The organism is Erwinia billingiae Eb661, assembly GCF_000196615.1.
Classification (GTDB): Bacteria; Pseudomonadota; Gammaproteobacteria; order Enterobacterales; family Enterobacteriaceae; genus Erwinia; species Erwinia billingiae.
Map to the genome: position 1 here is coordinate 830,845 of NC_014306.1, position 20,242 is coordinate 851,086.

The 20,242-nt window shown below is 56.8% G+C and carries 14 protein-coding genes and 1 riboswitch; of the genes, 3 read left to right on the forward strand and 11 right to left on the reverse strand.

The window, feature by feature from the left end; translation table 11 throughout:
- Positions 1 to 44 precede the first annotated feature (44 nt).
- Positions 45 to 2,444 carry an LPS assembly protein LptD gene (lptD, locus tag EBC_RS05100; protein WP_041691901.1) on the reverse strand — a complete coding sequence of 800 codons (2,400 nt, stop codon included), beginning with the start codon at positions 2,442 to 2,444 and terminating at the stop codon, positions 45 to 47.
- Positions 2,445 to 2,592: 148 nt separating this feature from the next.
- Between lptD and djlA the strand changes: the two genes are divergently transcribed.
- Positions 2,593 to 3,426 carry a co-chaperone DjlA gene (djlA, locus tag EBC_RS05105; protein ID WP_013200731.1) on the forward strand — a complete coding sequence of 278 codons (834 nt, stop codon included), beginning with the start codon at positions 2,593 to 2,595 and terminating at the stop codon, positions 3,424 to 3,426.
- 66 nt (positions 3,427 to 3,492) lie between these two features.
- Here the strand turns inward: djlA and rluA are convergent, their stop codons facing one another.
- The 3 genes from rluA to polB form a co-directional block, all read right to left on the reverse strand.
- Positions 3,493 to 4,146 (reverse strand): bifunctional tRNA pseudouridine(32) synthase/23S rRNA pseudouridine(746) synthase RluA, encoded by a 654-nt coding sequence (gene rluA, locus EBC_RS05110; RefSeq protein WP_013200732.1) that lies wholly within the window; start codon positions 4,144 to 4,146, stop codon positions 3,493 to 3,495.
- 42 nt (positions 4,147 to 4,188) lie between these two features.
- Entirely contained in the window at positions 4,189 to 7,095 is a 2,907-nt protein-coding gene (gene rapA / locus EBC_RS05115) for an RNA polymerase-associated protein RapA (RefSeq protein ID WP_013200733.1), read from the reverse strand.
- Positions 7,096 to 7,227: 132 nt separating this feature from the next.
- Complete coding sequence (gene polB / locus EBC_RS05120) at positions 7,228 to 9,588, reverse strand: DNA polymerase II (RefSeq protein WP_013200734.1); 2,361 nt, start codon at positions 9,586 to 9,588, stop codon at positions 7,228 to 7,230.
- 228 nt (positions 9,589 to 9,816) lie between these two features.
- Between polB and EBC_RS05125 the strand changes: the two genes are divergently transcribed.
- Positions 9,817 to 10,584, forward strand: coding sequence for a DedA family protein (locus EBC_RS05125; RefSeq protein WP_013200735.1), 768 nt, complete (start codon positions 9,817 to 9,819; stop codon positions 10,582 to 10,584).
- On the opposite strand, the gene thiQ is transcribed toward EBC_RS05125, so the two are convergent.
- The 4 genes from thiQ to sgrR all read right to left on the reverse strand — a co-directional run bounded on the left by thiQ (position 10,571) and on the right by sgrR (position 15,673).
- Entirely contained in the window at positions 10,571 to 11,272 is a 702-nt protein-coding gene (thiQ, locus tag EBC_RS05130) for a thiamine ABC transporter ATP-binding protein ThiQ (protein WP_041691902.1), read from the reverse strand. The two genes, EBC_RS05125 and thiQ, sit on opposite strands and share 14 nt — an antisense overlap.
- The gene (gene thiP / locus EBC_RS05135) at positions 11,256 to 12,866 is read right to left on the reverse strand and encodes a thiamine/thiamine pyrophosphate ABC transporter permease ThiP (RefSeq protein WP_041691903.1); all 1,611 of its coding nucleotides are present in this window, start codon (positions 12,864 to 12,866) and stop codon (positions 11,256 to 11,258) included. Before thiP ends, thiQ begins: the two co-directional genes overlap by 17 nt.
- Entirely contained in the window at positions 12,842 to 13,828 is a 987-nt protein-coding gene (gene thiB, locus EBC_RS05140) for a thiamine ABC transporter substrate binding subunit (RefSeq protein ID WP_013200737.1), read from the reverse strand. Before thiB ends, thiP begins: the two co-directional genes overlap by 25 nt.
- Before the next feature lie 41 nt (positions 13,829 to 13,869).
- Positions 13,870 to 13,976, reverse strand: a riboswitch (TPP riboswitch).
- A 35-nt stretch (positions 13,977 to 14,011) separates the two neighbouring features.
- Positions 14,012 to 15,673 (reverse strand): HTH-type transcriptional regulator SgrR, encoded by a 1,662-nt coding sequence (gene sgrR / locus EBC_RS05145; RefSeq protein WP_013200738.1) that lies wholly within the window; start codon positions 15,671 to 15,673, stop codon positions 14,012 to 14,014.
- A gap of 245 nt (positions 15,674 to 15,918) precedes the next feature.
- On the opposite strand from sgrR, the gene EBC_RS05150 reads away from it, so the two are divergent.
- A complete protein-coding gene (locus EBC_RS05150; RefSeq protein WP_013200739.1) occupies positions 15,919 to 17,097 on the forward strand; it encodes a sugar efflux transporter in 1,179 nt (392 codons plus the stop codon).
- 39 nt (positions 17,098 to 17,136) lie between these two features.
- On the opposite strand, the gene leuD is transcribed toward EBC_RS05150, so the two are convergent.
- The 3 genes from leuD to leuB are packed head-to-tail and all read right to left on the reverse strand — an operon-like array spanning position 17,137 to position 20,240.
- Positions 17,137 to 17,742, reverse strand: coding sequence for a 3-isopropylmalate dehydratase small subunit (gene leuD, locus EBC_RS05155; RefSeq protein ID WP_013200740.1), 606 nt, complete (start codon positions 17,740 to 17,742; stop codon positions 17,137 to 17,139).
- Positions 17,743 to 17,751: 9 nt separating this feature from the next.
- Positions 17,752 to 19,149 (reverse strand): 3-isopropylmalate dehydratase large subunit, encoded by a 1,398-nt coding sequence (gene leuC / locus EBC_RS05160; RefSeq protein WP_013200741.1) that lies wholly within the window; start codon positions 19,147 to 19,149, stop codon positions 17,752 to 17,754.
- A 2-nt stretch (positions 19,150 to 19,151) separates the two neighbouring features.
- Positions 19,152 to 20,240, reverse strand: coding sequence for a 3-isopropylmalate dehydrogenase (leuB, locus tag EBC_RS05165; RefSeq protein ID WP_013200742.1), 1,089 nt, complete (start codon positions 20,238 to 20,240; stop codon positions 19,152 to 19,154).
- Positions 20,241 to 20,242: the final 2 nt, after the last annotated feature.

Consider the following 20,242-nt stretch of genomic DNA (forward strand, 5'->3'; position numbering starts at 1 on the left):
TTCTTCTATCCGCACTGCGGGTTTGCATTGTATTAATCACAACATCAGAAAGAGCGCTGATAAGGCAAGATGCCCTCACGCAGCATTTGACCGGTGCCGAGGCTATAAGAAGGACTCAGGCCACGTAGCTCAATGTTGAACGAGATTTTATTGTCGTAATTACTGGTACTATTATCGCTATTCCAGCTGGTGATTTTACGTTCGTAACCCAGACGAATTGCATAGCAGCAGGAACTGTACTGCACGCCAAGCAACTGATCGGCCGGCTGTTTGGCTTTGGTATCGTAATACCAGGCGCCTACCACCGACCAGGCATCAGCAATCGGCCAGCTTGCCGTTGCGCCAACCTGAGAAATGCCATCCTGATAGCCTGGGTTGGTCACCGTGGATAACGTTTGGGCAATATATTCCGGGCTGGTGTAACGGTAGTTCAACTGCACCATACGGTCAGCGTCGCGGCGGTATTCCAGTACGGCATTGCCTTGCGAAACGTTATCAAGACGGGTGTCGTACTGCAGGCCACCACGGGTGCTCCAACGGTCGCTGATACGGTAGTAGGTGTCACCTGCCCACACCAGACTGCCACGATCGTCGCTGTCCGCGTTCTCCAGACCGGTACGGGATGGAGTAAACGAGTAGATTTGACCTACGGAAGCGTTAAAACGTTCAACCAGATCGTTATCAAAAATTCGCGTGGTCACACCGCTGGTCACCTGGTTGGCTGACGCGATGCGATCCAGACCACTGTAGGTGCGGTCGCGGAACAGGCCGGTGTAGTCACTTTGCAGCAGCGTGGAGTCATAGGCGCGGATATCGCTCTGGTCGCGATAAGGCAGATAAAGGTACTGCATACGCGGTTCCAGCGTCTGCGTGTAGCCTTCTGACCAGTCCATATCCCGGTCAAACACCATCTTGCCGTCAACTTTAAACTGCGGCATCACGCGGTTAACGCTGCTTTTCAGCTGGTTAACTTTGTTGGTATCAACGGTATTGTTGTAATACTCAATGTCGTCCTGCTGATAGTGGGTCGCCAGCAGTTTCGCTTCGGTATTCAGACTTCCCCAGCCGTTAGACAGCGGCAGGTTGATGGTCGGCTCGAGATGCAAACGGGTTGCATCCGGCAACTCTTCGTTGACGTTGGTGAATTTCACCGCCTGAGCATACAGGTGGGTGTCGAACGGCCCGACGTTGTTCTGGTAATAGTTGTAGTCAAACTGCGGTTCTGCACGGTAAACGTCATTGCTGGCGTTAGTGGAGAAGATCTGGAACTGTTTGGTCGACAGCGTGGCGTCCCAGTTTTTCTCGGCATAACCGATACTGAATTTCTGCGTGACGTAGCCGTCCGTCGAGTTGGCATACGGCGAGTCGAGGTCAGTGAAGTAATAGGTGTCACTGACTTTGGTGTAGTCGACGTTGAAGCGCCAGTTCTTATCGTAAACACCGGCGTGCTTCCAGTAGAACATCCAGCGTTTGGAATCGTCATCGCTGATGTTGCGTGAAGGCGCATCTTTTTCGAACTGATTGTCCGAATTCAGATAATCGAACTCCATCAGACCGGCACCCGCCAGGGTCAGATAACGGAATTCGTTCTGTAATTGTAGCCCACGGTTGCTCATATAGTGCGGCGTAATGGTGGCATCGGCCTGCGGCGCAATGTTCCAGTAATACGGCAGAATGAACTCAAAACCGTTGGAGCTGCCGTATTTGGCATTCGGGATCAGGAAACCTGAGCGGCGGCGGTCGCCAAGCGGCAACTGCAAATAAGGGCTGTACAGCACCGGTACCGAGCCGATCCTGAAGCGGGCATTCCAGATTTCAGCAACCTGCTCTTCGCGGTCCTGAATAATCTCGGTGCCGGCCACGCTCCAGCTGTTATCGCCAGGCAGACAGGAGGTAAAGGTGCCGTTTTCCATAATGGTGTAACGGTTCTGGCCACGCAGTTTCATCTGATCGCCAGTACCACGGCCCTGACGGCCCACCATCTGGTAGTCGCCGTTCCAGACGTTGGTGTCTTTGGTGTTCAGGTTTGACCAGGCTTTCGGACCTTTCAGGATGACCTGATTGTCGTCGTAGTGCACATTACCTAAGGCATCCACGGTGCGCACAGGCGTCGGCTGACCCGGCTGCTGCTTTTGATGCAGCTGAACCTCGTCAGACAGCAGACGGCTGTTACCCTGCTGGATATCCACGTTGCCGGTGAAGACCGCGTTATCGGGATAATTGCCTTTGGCATTGTCGGCGTTAATCGTTACCGGTAGGTCATTATTCGTTTTTCCCTGGACCAGAGGACGGTTATAACTTGGTACACCCAGCATACATTGTGATGCCAGGTCGTCGGCCAGGCCTTGCTGGCTGTAAATCGCTGTGCCGATAAGCGTGGCCAGCAAAGTAGGTAATCTTTTTTTCATACGCGGTATCGAGAATTCCGTGATAGCTGGCATCATGCCGACAAACGGTCAGAGACTATCGCACTCAACTGCGTTGCGCTAGTGTTAATCCTGGTCGTCTGGCCGCGTTGCCGTTAGGCTCTGAGTTAAATGACAGGTATGATAATGCAATTTTTAGCCTTCAGCATGGCGAATTGAGGAGTATATGCGCTATTGGGGAAAAGTAATTGGCCTTGTGCTCGGTTTGTTGAGCGGCACCGGCTTCTGGGGTTTAGCATTTGGCCTGCTGATTGGCCACCTGATCGACAAAGCGCGGGCAGTAAAAGGACAGGGCTATTTTGCTAACCAGCAAACCAGACAGTCGCTGTTTTTCCGCACCACCTTTCAGGTTATGGGCCATCTGACCAAATCCAAAGGACGCGTGACGGATGCGGATATTCAGATGGCTTCACTGCTGATGGACCGTATGCAGCTGCACGGCGACGCCCGAACGTCGGCGCAGCGTGCGTTCCGTGAAGGGAAAGAGGGCGACTACCCGTTGCGCAGTAAATTGCGTGAACTGCGTAGCGCCTGCTTTGGCCGCTTTGACCTGATTCGGATGTTTCTGGAAATTCAGATTCAGGCGGCGTTTGCCGATGGCTCTCTTCATCCTAACGAACGCCAGGTCCTGTTTGTGATCGCCGAAGAGCTGGGTATTTCCAAAGCGCAGTTCGATCAGTTCCTGCGGATGATGGAAAGCGGTCAGCAGTTTGGCGGCGGTGGCGGCAATTATCACAGCGGTGCGGGTTCGCAGGGCGGCGGCTTTGGTCAGGCGCGACGCGGACCCACGCTGGAAGATGCCTGCAGCGTGCTGGGCGTGAAAAGCAGCGATGATGGCACCACCATCAAACGTGCCTATCGCAAGCTGATGAGCGAGCATCACCCGGACAAGCTGGTTGCTAAGGGCTTACCGCCGCAAATGATGGAAATGGCCAAGCAGAAAGCGCAGGAAATTCAGGCGGCTTACGATCTGATCAAACGCGAGAAAGGGTTTAAGTAGCGGATTTGCCAGATGGCGATGACCTGACGGTGATAATAAGGGCGGAAGAGATTCCGCCCTTATTCGTTAGAAATCCGCCGGCTGACGGAAGGTCATTGGCGTGTGGTACTGCGGATGGGTAATGGTCAGCATCTCGGCATGCAGCTGCAGTCGCGGTGCCATGGCTTTAGCCTCATCGTGGGCGTAAAAATTATCACCCAGAATCGGATGGCCAAGCGCCAGCATATGCACCCTTAACTGATGAGAACGTCCGGTAATCGGCTTCAGCTGAATACGGGCACTGTTGTCATCGGCATAATCCAGCACTTCATACTCGGTCTGTGCTGACTTCCCCGTTTCAAAACACACCTTCTGCTTTGGCCGGTTTGGCCAGTCGCAAATCAGCGGCAGATCGACCAACCCTTTAGCTTTCTCCGGATGCCCCCAGATGCGGGCAACGTACTGCTTTTGCGGTTCACGCTCGCGAAACTGACGCTTCAGCTCGCGTTCAGCCGCTTTGGTTAACGCCACAACGATCACGCCGCTGGTGGCCATATCCAACCGGTGCACCGATTCCGCCGCAGGAAAATCACGCTGGACGCGGGTCATCACGCTGTCTTTATGATCTTCCAGACGTCCGGGGACCGACAGCAATCCGCTCGGTTTGTTGATCACCATGATGTGCTCATCCTGATAAAGGATGTGCAGCCAGGGTTCTTGCGGTGGGTTATAGGGTTCCATCTTGTTGCCTGTCAGGGGCGGCGTGAACCGCCCCATGTTGAGTTACTGGTGCGTTACGACAATCAGACGCAGCGCATCGAGACGCCAGCCTGCCTCGTTCAGCGCGGACAGAACCTGCTCACGGTTGCTTTCCAGTGCGTCAATCTCATCCTGACGGATGTTCGGATTCACGGCACTCAGGGCATCCAGGCGCGACAGTTCGGCGCTGAGCTTTTCATCGGCTTCGCGGCGGGCGACATCAATCACCTCACGGGCCATGGTCGCGGCTTCGTCTTCGGCCAGCTTCAGGATCTCATGGACATCCTGCTGTACGGCGTTGACCAGCTTGCTACCGGTATGGCGATTCACCGCGTTCAGCTGACGGTTGAAGCTTTCAAACTCGACTTTACCGGCCAGGTTAGTGCCTTTGCGGTCAACCAGCATGCGCACCGGCGTCGGTGGCAGGAAGCGGGTCAGCTGCAGATGTTTCGGCGCCTGCGCTTCTACCACGTAGATCAGCTCTACCAGCAGGGTGCCAACCGGTAAAGCCTTGTTCTTCAGCAGGGACAGCGCGCAGCTGCCGGTATCGCCGGAGAGGATCAGATCCAGACCGTTGCGGATAATCGGGTGTTCCCAGGTGACATACTGCGCGTCTTCACGGGAAAGTGCCTGGCCGCGATCGAAGGTGATGGTACAACCGTCTTCCGGTAGACCCGGGAAGTCTGGCACCAGCATATGATCGCCCGGCGTCAGTACGATCAGGTTATCGCTGCGATCTTCCTGATTGATGCCGACGATATCAAACAGGTTAAGCGCAAAGTTAACCAGTTCGGTATCGTTATCCTGCTCGCCAATCTTCTCTGCCAACGCCTGCGCTTTCTCACCGCCGTTAGAGTTCAGCTCCAGCAGGCGATCGCGTCCCTGTTCCAGCTGCATTTTCAGCGCACTGTGCTGCTTACGGCAGTCGGCGATAAATTCTTCCAGGCCTTCGGTCTGTTCCGGCGAGGCGAGGAAGGCAACCAGCTGGGCGTAGGCCTTATCATATATAGCGCGGCCGGTCGGGCAGGTATGCTCAAATGCTTCCAGACCTTCGTGATACCACTGAACCAGCACCGACTGGGCGGTTTTTTCCAGGTAAGGCACGTGGATCTGAATGTCATGCGTCTGACCGATACGGTCAAGACGGCCGATACGCTGCTCTAACAGGTCCGGGTTAAACGGCAGATCGAACATCACCATCTGATGGGCGAACTGGAAGTTACGGCCTTCGGAACCAATTTCAGAACACAGCAGCACCTGAGCGCCATCTTCTTCAGAGGCAAACCAGGCGGCCGCACGGTCACGTTCAATAATCGACAGGCCTTCGTGGAACACCGCCGCGCGGATACCTTCCCGCTCGCGCAGAACCTGCTCCAGCTGCAGCGCCGTGGCCGCTTTGGCACAGATCACCAGCACCTTCTTATCGCGCTGGCTGGTCAGGAAGCCCATCAGCCACTCAACGCGCGGATCGAAGTTCCACCAGGTGCCGCTGTCGCCTTCAAATTCCTGATAAATCTGCTCGGGATACAGCATGTCGCGGGCGCGCTCATCGACAGATTTACGCGCGCTCATGATGCCGGAAACCTTGATCGCGGTTTGATACTGCGTTGGCAGCGGCAAACGGATCTGGTGCAGTTCACGTTTCGGGAAGCCTTTCACCCCATTACGGGTGTTACGGAACAGCACGCGGCTGGTGCCGTGGCGGTCCATCAGCATGCTGATCAGTTCCTGACGCGCTTCCAGTTTTCCTTCACGGTCGCTGTTGGCGGTTTGCAGCAGCGGCTCGATATCCTGCTCGCCGACCAGATCGTTAAGCATATTCATCTCTTCCGCGCTGAGCGACTTATCGGCCAGCAGGCCGGTTACCGCATCGGCAATCGGACGGAAGTGCTGCTGCTCTTCAACGAAGGCAGCAAAATCATGGAAGCGGTTAGGATCGAGCAGGCGCAGACGGGCAAAGTGGCTTTCCAGTCCCAGCTGCTCTGGCGTCGCGGTCAGCAACAGCACGCCAGGGATCTGTTCGGCCAGTTGCTCAATCACCTGATATTCGCGGCTTGGCTGGCCTTCTTCCCACGCCAGGTGGTGGGCTTCATCGACAATCAGCAGGTCCCAGGAGGCATCCGCCATCATTTCGAGGCGCGTTTTGTTGCGGCGCACGAAGTCGAGTGAGCAGATCACCAGCTGTTCGGTTTCGAAGGCGTTATCGCTGTCCAGTTGCGCCTGCGCATAGCGCTCATCGTCGAACAGGGCGAAACGCAGGTTGAAGCGGCGCAGCATCTCAACCAGCCACTGATGTTGCAGGGTTTCAGGCACCACGATCAGCACGCGTTCTGCGCGGCCGGCCAGCAGTTGCTGGTGGATGATCATCCCGGCTTCGATGGTTTTACCGAGGCCGACTTCATCTGCGAGCAGGACGCGCGGCGCATGGCGGCGGCCAACATCATGGGCAATGTGCAGCTGGTGCGGGATCAGGCTGGTGCGCATGCCACGCAGGCCACTGACCGCAAGGTGATACTGCTCGCTCTGGTATTTACGGGCGCGGAAGCGCAGGGCAAAGCGATCCATACGATCCAGCTGGCCAGCAAACAGGCGATCCTGAGGCTTGCTGAAGACCAGCTTGCTGTCGAGCATCACTTCACGCATCACCACGCCGGTCTCTTCAGTATCCAGACGCGTGCCGATGTAGGTCATCAGACCGTTTTCAGTGGTGACTTCTGCCACTTCCAGCTGCCAGCCTTCATGGCTGGTAATGGTGTCGCCCGGATTGAACATCACACGGGTGATTGGAGAATCATTTCTGGCATAAAGACGGTTTTCGCCGGTGGCGGGGAACAGCACAGTCACCATGCGCGTGTCGATCGCGACAATAGTGCCCAATCCCAATTCGCTTTCCGTATCGCTGATCCAGCGTTGACCAAGTGTAAAAGGCATAGATATTCGGCTCGATTCTCTTAGAGGTTATGGCAGGCAATAGCATGACCGCCCGGCACTCGGTGCCCGGCAGAAAATTCAAATTATCTGGAAGGGCGCTATGGTACTGGAAGGTAGCGCGTTCGTCACCTGTCAAAAAAGACCTAACTGGCCTGTCACCAGTGTAGCAAAGTCATCCTGAAGGAAAGGTAAAATGCCCTCAGCCACCGGCTGGAGCTGCTTTGTCAGATAATGATCGTAGTCGAGAGGCGTGATGCGCGCTTCTAAAGGCTCGGGCCCGGAGGTGGCCATCACGTAACGAATCTTTCCGCCCTTCTGGTAAAGCAGCGGACGGCCTTGCTTCTCGTTGAATTCGTCGGCGATGCGGGCGGCGCGGACATGCGGCGGCACATTGCGCTGATAGTCGTCCAGCGGGCGACGCAGCCTTTTACCGTACACCAGCTGATCGTCCAGCTCGCCATCCAGCAACTGGCGCACCGTCTCCAGGATATAATCGCGATAGGGCAGTTTTTTAAAGATGCGTCGATAGAGCTCCTGCTGGAAATTTTTGGCCAGCGGCGTCCAGTCGGTGCGCACGGTTTCCAGCCCTTTGAACACCATGCGTTCGCTGTCGCCTTCGCAAATCAGCCCGGCATAACGCTTCTTGCTGCCCTGTTCGGCACCGCGAATGGTGGGCATCAGAAAACGGCTGAAATGGGTTTCAAACTCCAGTTCCAGTGCGCTTTCCAGCCCAAACGCCTGCTGCAAATGCTGTTTCCACCAGGCATTAACCTTTTCCACCAGTTGCTGGCCAATGGCATTGGCCGACTGCTGGTCATGGGGCTTTTTCAGCCAGACAAAGGTCGAGTCGGTATCACCATAAATCACGTCATAACCTTCGGCTTCGACCAGCTCTTTGGTCTGCCGCATGATCTCATGACCGCGCAGGGTAATTGACGACGCCAGACGCGGATCAAAAAAGCGACAGGCGCTGGTGCCCAGCACGCCATAAAAGGCATTCATAATGATTTTCAGCGCCTGCGACAGCGGCTTATTGCCCTCTTTTTTGGCGGCTTCACGCCCTTGCCAGATTTGGTTGACGATTTCAGGCAGGCAATGGGTGGTGCGGGAGAAGCGCGCGCCCTTAAAACCGCTGACGGAATCGGTGTCATCAGGATGCGCCAGGCCTTCGACCAGCCCAACCGGATCGATCAGGAAGGTGCGGATAATGGCCGGATACAGGCTTTTATAGTCCAGCACCAGCACCGAATCATACAGGCCCGGCGTCGAGTCCATCACATAACCGCCCGGGCTGGCCTCAGGAGCCACTTCGCCCAGGCCCGGCGCGACAAAGCCTGCACGGTGCATGCGCGGTAAATAGAGGTGGCCGAACGCCGCCACAGAACCGCCGTGGCGATCGACCGCCAGGCCATTTACCGTCGACCGCTCCAGCAGAAACGGCATCAGCTGGGTGTGATGGAAAATTCGGGTGACTAACTCGCAGTCCTTCAGGTTGTAATGGGCGAGGGCGGGTTTGTCTTCCGCAAAGCGCTGATCGATTTCCTGCATTCTGTCCCAGGGATTGTTAATCGCTTTGCCTTCTCCTAACAGTTCCCGGGAGACGGCTTCCAGACTGAAAGAGGCGAAGTTCCAGAACGCCGATTTCAACGCATCAATCCCATCGACGATCAGCCGGCCGGTGGCCTGAGCAAAGAACACGCCGGGCTTGAAGCCGTGCTCACGCCACTCCAGCGCCTCGTTATTGCGTCCGAGTTTTAACGGAATACCATAACGGTCGGCGTGTTTTTGCAGCACGCGCAGGTCAAACTGCACCACGTTCCAGCCAATCAACACGTCCGGGTCGTGCTGCACAAACCAGGCGTTCAGTTTTTCCAGCAGCTGTGGCCGGCTGGAGACGTATTCCAGATTGAAGTCCAGTTTGCTGGCATCGCCGTTCTCCGGGCCCAACATATAGACATCGCGTTGTCCGCAGCCTTCAAGCCCGATGCAGTAGAGTTCGCCGTGGCGGGTGGTTTCGATATCCAGCGAGACCCACTTCAGCGGCGGCCGGTAGTCGGGATTGGGTTTCAGGCGGGTGTTGATCAGGCTGTTTCCCGCCTGCTGGCCGCTAAACCAGACGGGCGAGGTGATAAAGCGCTCCATCAGGTAGCGCTCGGGCGGCCGCACATCCGCTTCATACACCATCACGCCATTCTCACGCAGCAGCTTCTCCAGCTTTTGCAGTTGGCGGTACTGATGGCAATAGAGGCCGAACACCGGCCGATGGCGGAAATCTTTTAACCCGAGGGGAACGATACGGAAATGGCGTTCCTGCTTAAGTAACGCCTCAGCCTGCGCCTGATACTCTTGCGGAATAAAGGCAACGGATTCCTGTGGCGGCAGCACCACTCTCTGCGGGCCACTGTCGGTGGCCAGCCACAGCACCACTTCCGTGCCTGAAGGCGTATCCCGCCAGTGGCGGGTGAGCAGAAAGCCTGCGCGTGCATCGTTCACCGGAAATCCTTAATGTTGCTTCTTTGCACAATAATAGCATGTTTATTTATACAGTATAGCGCGATGCCGGGGGAATCTCGCCCGGTCGGGTCAGTGCGGACGCCGTCCGGCCCGTGCTGGAGGTTATCTTAATCTGACCGCGATCAATGAGTTCATACAAAACAGACCTTGACGCAGTACGGGTGTCTCAGGACAATCCGACCTCAATCAAAACAGAATGTGGAAAGTATGGAAGCCTGGCTGCAACATCTTATTACGCAATCACTGGCCTGGTCTTTGCTGGCGGTGGGGCTGATCACTTTTTTTGAATCCCTGGCGCTGGTCGGGCTGCTGTTGCCTGGCACTGTTTTAATGGCTTCCTTCGGCGCGCTGATCGGCAGCGGGCAAATTGGCCTGTATCCCGCCTGGCTGGCGGGGACCATTGGCTGTCTGGTCGGCGACTGGATTTCCTATCTGATTGGCTGGCAATTCAAAGGGCCGCTGCACCGATGGTCATTTATTAAAAAGCATCAGGGGTTGATGGATAAAACCGAACATGCGCTGCATCAGCACAGCATGTTTACCATCATTGTTGGGCGTTTTGTCGGGCCGACCCGTCCGCTGATCCCGCTGGTGGCGGGAATGCTGGAACTGCCGGTGAAGAAGTTTATCCCGCCGAATATCATTGGCTGCGTGCTCTGGCCACCGCTGTATCTGTTGCCGGGCATTCTGGCGGGTGTGGCGATTGATGTGCCGAAAGGGGCGAGCAGCAGCATGTTTAAATGGCTGTTGCTGGCGGTGGCATTGCTGGTCTGGCTGGGATGCTGGTTGGGATGGCGCTGGTTACGTTCGAAAAAGCAGGCCGACTGGGCCAGCGCGTATCTGCCGCCGAGCCGTCTGCGCTGGCTGGCGCCGCTGGTGATTGTTATTGCCGTGGCCAGCTTTGTCGCCCTGCAATTCCATCCGATGATGCCGATATTCCGCCATCTGTTGTCAGAAGTCTTTATCGGACATTAATGCCCAGCACGGCGGCTTCAGCCACGTCACCATTGAGCAGCACGTCGGTGCTGCCGTCCCAGTAAACCCGTCCGTCGACAATCAGTATGCTGCGTGGCGCTATCCGCGCGGCATCCTCAATACTGTGCGACACCATCAGTAGCGTGATCTTCCTCTCCTGACAGACCTCATTGACCAGCTGCAGCATCTCTTTGCGCAGGGCCGGATCCAAGGCAGAGAACGGCTCATCCAGCAGCAGCAACGGTTGCTGACGCACCAGACATCGCGCCAGCGCCGCCCGCTGCCGTTGCCCACCGGAAAGTTGCGAAGGCAAACGGTCCAGCAAGGTGTCCAGACCGACTCTTCGCGCGATGTCCTGCAACGCCTGCTTCTGCTGAGGATCCAGCTTCAGCCCGGGATGCAGGCCAAGGCCGATGTTCTGAGCTACCGTCAGATGCGGGAACAGGTTATTCTCCTGGAACAGCATGGAAACCGGTCGCTTCGCCGGTGGCGTGTGGCTGTGATCTTCGCCATTCAGCAGCAAGCTGCCGCTATTTACCGCAAGAAACCCCGCGACCAGGCTCAGCAGGGTGCTTTTCCCCGCGCCGCTCGGGCCGAGGATCGCCAGCCTTTCTCCCGCCTGCATGCTCAGTGAAAAGCGCATCGGCAGATGGTTATAGAGGTAGGTCAGATTAGTTAACGTCAGCATGGCGTCCCGGCAGTTTTTCAATCAGGGTGAACAGAAGGAAGCAGAGCAGTAAAAGCAGCAGCGCAGTGACCGCGCCATCTTCGCTACGGTAGGAGCCAATCTGTTGATAAAGATAAAACGGCAGCGTGCGGAAATTTTCATTACCAAACAGCGCCACCACGCCAAAATCGCCAATCGACAGCACGCAGGCAAACGCCAGCGCCTGCGCAAGAGGGCGCTTTAACGCGCGCAGTTCGATCAGTTTGACGCGATTCCAGCCGTGAATATCCAGCGACAAACAGAGCCGGTTATAGCGTTCGGCAATGTCTCGCAGAGGGTTTTCCAGCACCTTCATGGCGTAAGGAATGGCCATCAGCGCATTGGTGAAAATTACGATGCCGTCGGCAGCGTCCGGCAGGCCCACGGTGGCATTCAGCAGCAGAAAGAAGCCGGTCGCCAGCACGATGCCGGGCATGGCCAGAATCAACATGCCGCTCAGTTCCAGCGACTGGCCGAGCCAGACGCGCTGACGCAGGCGCAATTCCCGGCTGCTCCACAGCAGCATCACCGTCAGGATCACACACAGCACCCCCGCGCCAAGCGCGATACGTATTGAGGTGAAGGTGGCCTGCCACAGCGCCGGTTGGCGTAATACTGCGGGCAGCCCCTGATTCAGGCCATCCACGATCACCGCCAGCAGCGGCGGCAGTAATAAAAGCAGCGCGGCGAAGATTAACAGCGCATCCCACACTTTGGCGCGCCCGCTGTCTTCAGGATTTCGCCAGCCGTTGATGCTTGCCGTGCCCGACGGAATCGCTTTGCTGAGCCACTGACTTAACATCACCAATCCCAGACAGCAGACCATCTGAATCATCGCCAGCAGGGCGGCACGGCCCGGATCGTAATCAAAGTTCAGCGCCTGAAATATCGCCAGCTCGATGGTGGTGGCTTTTGGTCCGCCGCCGAACGACAGGACGGTTGCGAAGCTGGCAAAACAGAGCATAAAAATCAGCGCGCCGGCAGGCAGAATTTGCCGCCGCAACCAGGGCCATTCGACCACCACGAAATGGTTCCAGCCGCGTAATCCCAGCTGAGCGGCCAGCTGGCGCTGCTCACCGGGGATCTGTTCCAGCGCCTGCAGCAGCAGACGCGCGGCTAACGGCAAATTAAAGAACACATGCGCCAGCAAAATGCCCTGCAAGCCATAGGGCGTGAAGGTATAGGGAATGCCCAGCAACGTGCAGAGATCGGCCAGCCAGCCCGTACGGCCATAGACGCTGAGGATGCCAAACACCGCCACTAACACCGGCAATACCAGCGTCATCGCGCAGAGTCTTAACAGCGTGTCCCGGCCGGGGAAGCGGCGTCGGTAAAGTGCGCGGGCCAGCGGGATCGCCGGCCCAACCGCCAGTACCGCGGAAAGAAAGGCCTGCCAGAAGGAGAAGCGCAGGACGTGCCAGAGATAGTCATCCTGCCAGAGATCCCGCCAGTGGATCGCCGGCGCACTCAGCCATAGCGCGCTGAATGCGGTCAGGGCCACGGCGACCAGCAGCGTCGCCGCCAGCGCACCGGGCACTAACGGGCCAGCACTCAGCGGCTGACGGCGCGTTGCCATGCACTGATCCATTGGCTACGTTGGCTGGCGACTTCCTGTGACGTGTATTGCAGCGAGTTGGACGGAACGGTCAGGGTATCGAAACCGGCAGGCAGGGTGCTTTTCACCACCGGATACATCCAGTTGCCGGTTGGGATACTGTCCTGGAACGGTTTATCCAGCATAAATTTCATGAATTTCTGCGCCAGCTCCGGCTGTTTGCTGCTTTTCAGCTGGCCGGCCACTTCTACCTGCAGGTAGTGACCTTCGCTGAAATTGGCGGCGGCATACTGCGATTTCTTCTCTTCAATCAGGTGGTAAGCCGGAGATGTGGTGTAGCTCAGCACCATATCGCCTTCACCCTTGAGGAACAGCCCGTAAGCTTCGCTCCAGCCTTTGGTAACGGTGACGGTTTTCTTCGCCAGCTTCTGCCAGGCTTCCGGTGCCTTATCGCCGAACACTTTCTGCATCCACAACAGCAGGCCGAGGCCCGGGGTGCTGGTGCGGGGATCTTCATAAATAATCTTCAACGGTTTGTCGCTGTTGACCAACTCTTTCAGGCTGGTGGGCGGATTTTGCAGCTTGGTTTTATCGTACACAAAGGCGAACCAGCCGTAGTCATACGGCACAAAGGTCTTATCGTTCCAGCCACCCGGAACGGTGACCTTGCTGGTATCCACCTGGCCTGGTGCGAACAGGCCGGTTTTCTCCGCCGCATCCAGCAGATTGTTATCGAGGCCCAGCACCACATCGGCCTTGCTGTTTTTACCTTCCATCCGCAGACGGTTAAGCAGCGAGACGCCGTCTTCCAGCGCCACGTATTTCAGCTCGCAGCCGCAGTCCGCTTCAAACGCCTTTTTGATGGCAGGACCCGGTCCCCAGTCAGCGGAAAAAGAGTCGTAGGTATAAACAGTCAGGACGGGTTTAGCCGCGAAGGCCGGGAAGGTGCCGAGGATCAGTAAAGGCAGAACTTTTTTTAACACTTTGCGTTCCTTGAAAGTTAGGGGTCGCAAAGGATCTGAGCAATCTGGAGAGTCTCAAATCCCTACGCCGGCATTATCCGGATCAGGTTCGACGGGTTTGTCTCAGCGCTGGCAGTGAAACACCGCGAACGCACCCCGTTGAGAACGGCCTATTCTAGTGATTTCCGCTGGGTAACGAAAGCATCATGCGTCGTCAGGGGCGAACCAGGCGGATTTAAAATCAAACCAGCCCAGCATATTCATTCTGACCCCGCGCATGCTGCGTTGACCTTCCAGCAGCAGCCAGTGATGGAACAGCGGATGCAGCGTCCAGGTGTTGATCAACTGCTTGCCCCAGTCGGCCAGCGGCAGCTTCTGTTCGCGCCAGCGTTGCGCATCCTTTTCCCAGTCCAGCGTGACGCAATGATGCACCAGCGGGATTTCGTACAGCAGCGCAAACACCGAAAATTCCAGCGGCAGGGTGAAGTTGGCGCTGCCGAGCCAGATATCGCTCTCGGCTTCGCCGCGGTGCCAGATGTCATAATCGACCTGTTGGGTGATCAACTCCACGCCCTGTTCGGCGAGGATCGGCCGTAACGCATTGGCGATGCCCTGATGCTCGACGTGATCGTTATACCAGGTCAGCGTCAGGGTGGTCAGCCCGTCGGGCTTCTGGCTGGCAGCCATATCGCGGCGATGATGCCAGCGCGGCAGCAGGCCATAAGCCGGAAACCAGTAGCGTTGATAGCCAATACCGGCATGATTCAGCAGGGCGATCGGGTTGAACAGCGTGCTGACCCAGCGACGGATGTGTTCATCGCGACCCTGTTCGGATCGCTGATCAAACAGCAGGAAGTAGCAGCCTTCTTCCAGACGGCTCTCTTCAGACTTTTCTTCCAGCCCTTTGCCTTCCAGCTTAACCCCGGCATAAACCAGCTCATCACTGATTTCCGGCAACACCCAGATATTCACTTCATCAATCAGCGCGCGGTAACCAAAATAGTCATCAAACGCCTGGATCCTCAGTTGGGTGGTCTGATTGCGCACCACCGCATAAGGGCCAGTGCCTATCGGCTGACGGGCGAAGTCCGTGAGGAAGGGCCACTCTTTCGGCAGGATCATGGTGCTGACGCTGCCCAGCAGCCAGGGCAGCCAGTTGTCGGGCTGATGCAGATGAATATCCAGCGTCCAGGGCGCCGAGGACTCGATGCGATCGAAATGGGCATAAAGGCGTTGGGGCTTCAGTCGCTCAAGGGTGCTGATAATGTCGGCCATCTCCAGCTCACGGCCATGATGAAAGTGGATCGCCGGGCGCAGATAAAACCGCCAGTGCAGCGGAGAAAGCTGCTGCCAGTGGTGGGCAATATCGGCTTCGATTTCCCCATTTTCCTCATTTATCCGCGTCAGGCTGCTAAAAATCTGACGGGCAAGGTGGGTTTCAGAACGACGCAGCGGCGTACCGGGTAACAGATTCAGTAACGAGCGATAGTACATCACCCGCAGGATATGTTTCCCCTGGCGGAAACTGCGGCCAAGATGAGAGATCAGCATCTGTCTGACCGTGTTTTTATCGCCCACCAGCTGCACCAGCTGGTCGATGCGATCGTTCTCCAGCAACTCTTCCGCCCGCTGCTGTTGCAATGCCAGTCCGGTGTAATGGAAGCTGAGCTTCGAACGTTTTCCGCGCCCGGCTTCAGCCTGCCAGTTCAGCCAGCCCTGTTCCTGCATCGCGTTCAGCAGATTGCGCATATGCCGGCGGGAGCAGCTCAGTTGTACCGCCAGATCGTTGAGCGTGGTCTCCTGCGGCTGGCCTTCGCAGCACTGCCACAGGCGGATAAACTGTTGTTGTAAGCGGGCAGAAGACATAAAAGAGGAACCCTTATCAGAAAGCAGTCTGTTTTTTCTTCCTTATATTAGGACGATAATGCCCGCAGATGAAAGAGCGGGAGACATTCTTCGAATGCGCTCTGACATTGATGATTCTGAGTATGGTGCCTTTCACCAGCCAGCCGGGTTAATACCTTGCTGGCTTTTTTCGCTGCTCCATGTTTTCTTCTATGCTTGCTGTTTGTCGACTCACCTCTGTGGCGACTTTTTTTGAAGGATCAGCTATGAAATCGCTCCTCACGCGCCGTCGCCGTATCAATCCTGTTTACGTCGCCTTTATGGCCGTGTCGTTTATGGTGGGCGTGGCGGGTGCGCTTCAGGCTCCGACGCTTAGCCTGTTTTTGACCCGTGAAGTGGCCGTTCGTCCGTTCTGGGTCGGGCTGTTTTACACCATCAATGCGATAGCCGGCATTGCGGTGAGCATTTTGCTGGCAAAGCGCTCGGACAACCGGGGCGATCGCCGCATGCTGATCCTGTTTTGCTGCGTGATGGCGATTGGCAACGCGCTGATCTTTGCCTTCAACCGTGACTATCTGACGCTGATTACCTTTGGCGTGCTGCTCTCCGCTCTGGCCAGCGTGTCGATGCCGCAAATCTTTGCCCTTGCCCGCGAATATGCTGATAGCTCCGCCCGAGAGGTGGTGATGTTCAGCTCGGTGATGCGTGCCCAACTGTCACTGGCCTGGGTAGTCGGGCCGCCGTTGTCCTTTGCGCTGGCGCTGAATTACGGCTTCACCACCATGTTTTTGATTGCCGCCGGACTGTTTGTGGTCTGTGTGGCGCTGATCTGGTTTGCGCTGCCGTCGGTGCCGCGCGTGGAACAACCGCCTGAAGTGGTGATCACCCAAATCAGCGCGTGGAAGAATAAAGATGTGCGGCTGCTGTTTATGGCTTCATTGCTGATGTGGACCTGCAACACCATGTATATCATCGATATGCCGCTGTATATCAGCAGCGTGTTGGGGTTGCCGGATAAGCTGGCTGGATTGCTGATGGGCGTGGCGGCCGGGCTGGAAATCCCGGCGATGCTGCTGGCGGGCCATTATGTGAAGCGCTTCGGCAAACGCAAAATGATGCTGTTTGCGGTGGCGTCCGGGGCGATATTCTATCTGGGGCTGGTGGTGTTCCACGACAAAGCGGCGTTGATGGCGTTGCAGATCTTTAATGCCATCTTTATCGGTATTGTCGCCGGGATCGGCATGCTCTATTTCCAGGATCTGATGCCGGGAAGGCCCGGTGCGGCGACCACATTATTTACCAACAGTATTTCGACGGGGGTGATTCTGGCGGGCGTGATTCAGGGCGCGCTGGCGGAAACCTTTGGCCATTATTCGGTTTACTGGGCGGCGTTGGTACTGTCGATTGGGGCGCTGGTGATGTCGGCCAAAGTGAAGGATGTCTGAGGGACGTTCGGGCGGAAGTGCTTCCGCCCGTGAGGGTCACTAACGCAGAAAGGCCGGCTGGGTTTTCTCATACGCCGTAATATCGGCGTCATGTTGTAGCGTCAGGCCAATGTTATCCAGCCCGTTGATCAGGCAGTGTCGGCGGAAGCTGTCGATGCTGAACGCGTAGTGCTTACCATCGGCGATGACCTCCTGCTTTTCCAGATCGACGGTGATTTCCACGCCCGGCTGTGCGGCAACCAGCTGGAACAGCGTGTCTACCTCTTCCTCGCTCAACGACACCAGCAGCAGCTGATTGTTAAACGAATTATTGGCAAAGATATCGGCAAAATCGCTGCCGACAATCGCCTGAATACCGTAGTCAGTCAGTGCCCAGGGCGCATGCTCACGGGAGGAGCCGCAGCCAAAGTTTTCCCGCGTCAGCATAATGCTGGCACCACGAAACGCGGGCTTGTTCAACACGAAATCCGGGTTGGGGATCTGGCCTTCGGCATCGCTGTAACGCCAGTCGTAAAACAGGTTGCGGCCAAAACCGGTGCGCGTCACCATCTGCAGAAATTGCTTCGGGATAATCGCATCGGTATCGACGTTTGCCGCATCCATCGGCACCACGATGCCGGTATGTTGGGTAAATTTCTTCGCCATACAGCCTCTTTAAATCAGTTCGCGGATATCAGCAAAATGGCCTGCTACCGCCGCAGCCGCAGCCATCGCCGGGCTCAGCAGGTGCGTGCGGCCACCGCGGCCCTGACGACCTTCGAAGTTACGGTTGCTGGTGGAGGCGCAACGCTCACCGGGATTCAGACGGTCGTTATTCATTGCCAGACACATTGAGCAGCCTGGTAAGCGCCATTCAAAACCGGCATCAAGGAAGATTTTGTCCAGACCTTCCTCTTCCGCCTGCGCTTTGACCGGACCGGATCCCGGCACAACATAGGCCTGAACGCCTGGCGCAATCTTGTGGCCTTTCACCACCGATGCCGCCGCCCGCAAATCCTCAATACGTGAGTTGGTGCAGGAGCCGATAAAGACTTTGTCGATCTTCACCTCGGTCAGCCGGATGCCAGGCTGCAAATCCATATAGGCCAGCGCCTTCTCGGCTGAGGCACGCTCAACCGGATCGCTGAATGAGGCCGGATCGGGGATCCGCTCGTTAACGGCGATCACCTGGCCGGGATTGGTGCCCCAGGTAACCTGTGGCGCGATGTCCGCCGCATTTAAGGTCACCACTTTGTCGAAGTGCGCACCGCTGTCGGATTTCAGCGTCCGCCACCAGGCGACCGCTTCATCCCATTCCGCCCCTTTCGGCGCAAACTGGCGGCCACGGGCGTAATCAAAGGTGGTGTCATCCGGCGCAACCAGGCCCGCTTTCGCGCCAAGTTCAATCGCCATATTGCACAGCGTCATGCGGCCTTCCATGCTCAGGGCTTCAACCGCCGGACCACAGAATTCAACCACATGGCCATTGCCGCCGCCGCTGCCGGTTTTGCCAATGATCGCCAGCGCAATGTCCTTGGCGGTGATGCCCGGTGCGGTGTGCCCCACCACTTCAATCTTCATGGTTTTGGCGCGGGACTGCTTCAGCGTCTGGGTGGCCAGCACATGCTCAACTTCTGAGGTGCCGATACCAAACGCCAGCGCGCCAAAGGCACCGTGAGTAGAAGTATGCGAGTCGCCACAGACGATGGTCATACCCGGCAGGGACAGGCCCTGCTCAGGACCGATCACATGCACGATGCCCTGGAACGGGTGCTTGAGGTCATACAAACGCACGCCAAAGGCTTCACAGTTTTTGATCAGCATCGACATCTGGATCCGCGCCATCTCACCGCTCGCATTGATATCACGCGTCTGGGTAGAGACGTTGTGATCCATGGTGGCGAAGGTCTTTGACGGCTGGCGCACCGGGCGGTTGTGTGCCCGCAGACCATCAAAGGCCTGCGCGGAGGTCACTTCATGCACCAGATGACGGTCGATATACAGCAGTGGCGTCTCGCCTGGCGCTTCGTGCACCAGATGCGCATCAAACAGCTTCTCGTATAATGTTTTCATAATCAGGCTTCGCGAATGTAACGGGCGATAATCGACCCCATTTCCTCGGTGCCGACGGACTGGCCGCCACCGGCTAAATCGCCAGTACGGTGACCTTCAGCCAACGCGCGGCTGATGGCCTGGTCAATCGCATCGGCGGCGTCTGCGGCATTCAGGCTAAAGCGCAGCAGCAGCGACAGTGACAGGATCTGGGCAATTGGGTTGGCGATGTTCTTGCCTGCGATATCCGGGGCCGATCCACCTGCCGGTTCAAACAGGCCAAAACCCTGCTCGTTCAGGCTGGCGGAAGGCAACATGCCCATCGAGCCGGTGATCATCGCACACTCATCGGACAGGATATCGCCGAACAGGTTGGAGCAAAGCATCACGTCGAATTGCGACGGCTCTTTGATCAGCTGCATGGTGGCGTTATCGATATACATATGGCTCAGTTCAACGTCCGGATAATCCTTCGCCACTTCATTCACAATCTGGCGCCACAGGATCGATGACTGCAAGACGTTCGCTTTGTCGATTGAGGTCACTTTATTGCGACGTTTGCGCGCTGACTCGAAGGCGATGCGGGCAATGCGCTCAATCTCAAAACGGTGATAGACCTCGGTATCGAACGCGCGCTCGTGCTGGCCGCTGCCTTCGCGGCCTTTTGGCTGACCAAAATAGATGCCGCCGGTCAGTTCACGCACCACCAAAATATCAAAGCCTTTCGCGGCGATATCACTGCGCAGTGGGCAGAAGGCTTCCAGCTCTTTATGCAGGCTGGCCGGGCGCAGGTTGCTGAACAGTTTAAAGTGCTTACGCAGGGGAAGCAGCGCCCCGCGCTCTGGCTGTTCGGCCGGTGGAAGGTGTTCCCATTTTGGACCACCAACAGAACCAAACAGGATCGCATCAGCCTGTTCACAACCGGCTACCGTCGCCGCCGGCAGAGGCTCGCCGTGGCGATCGATGGCGATGCCGCCAACGTCATATTCGCTGGTGGTGATGCGCAGGTTGAAGTGCTCACGAACGGCAGTCAGCACTTTACTGGCCTGAGCCATCACTTCCGGGCCGATGCCATCACCGGGCAATACTGCAATATGGTAAGAGCCTGACATGA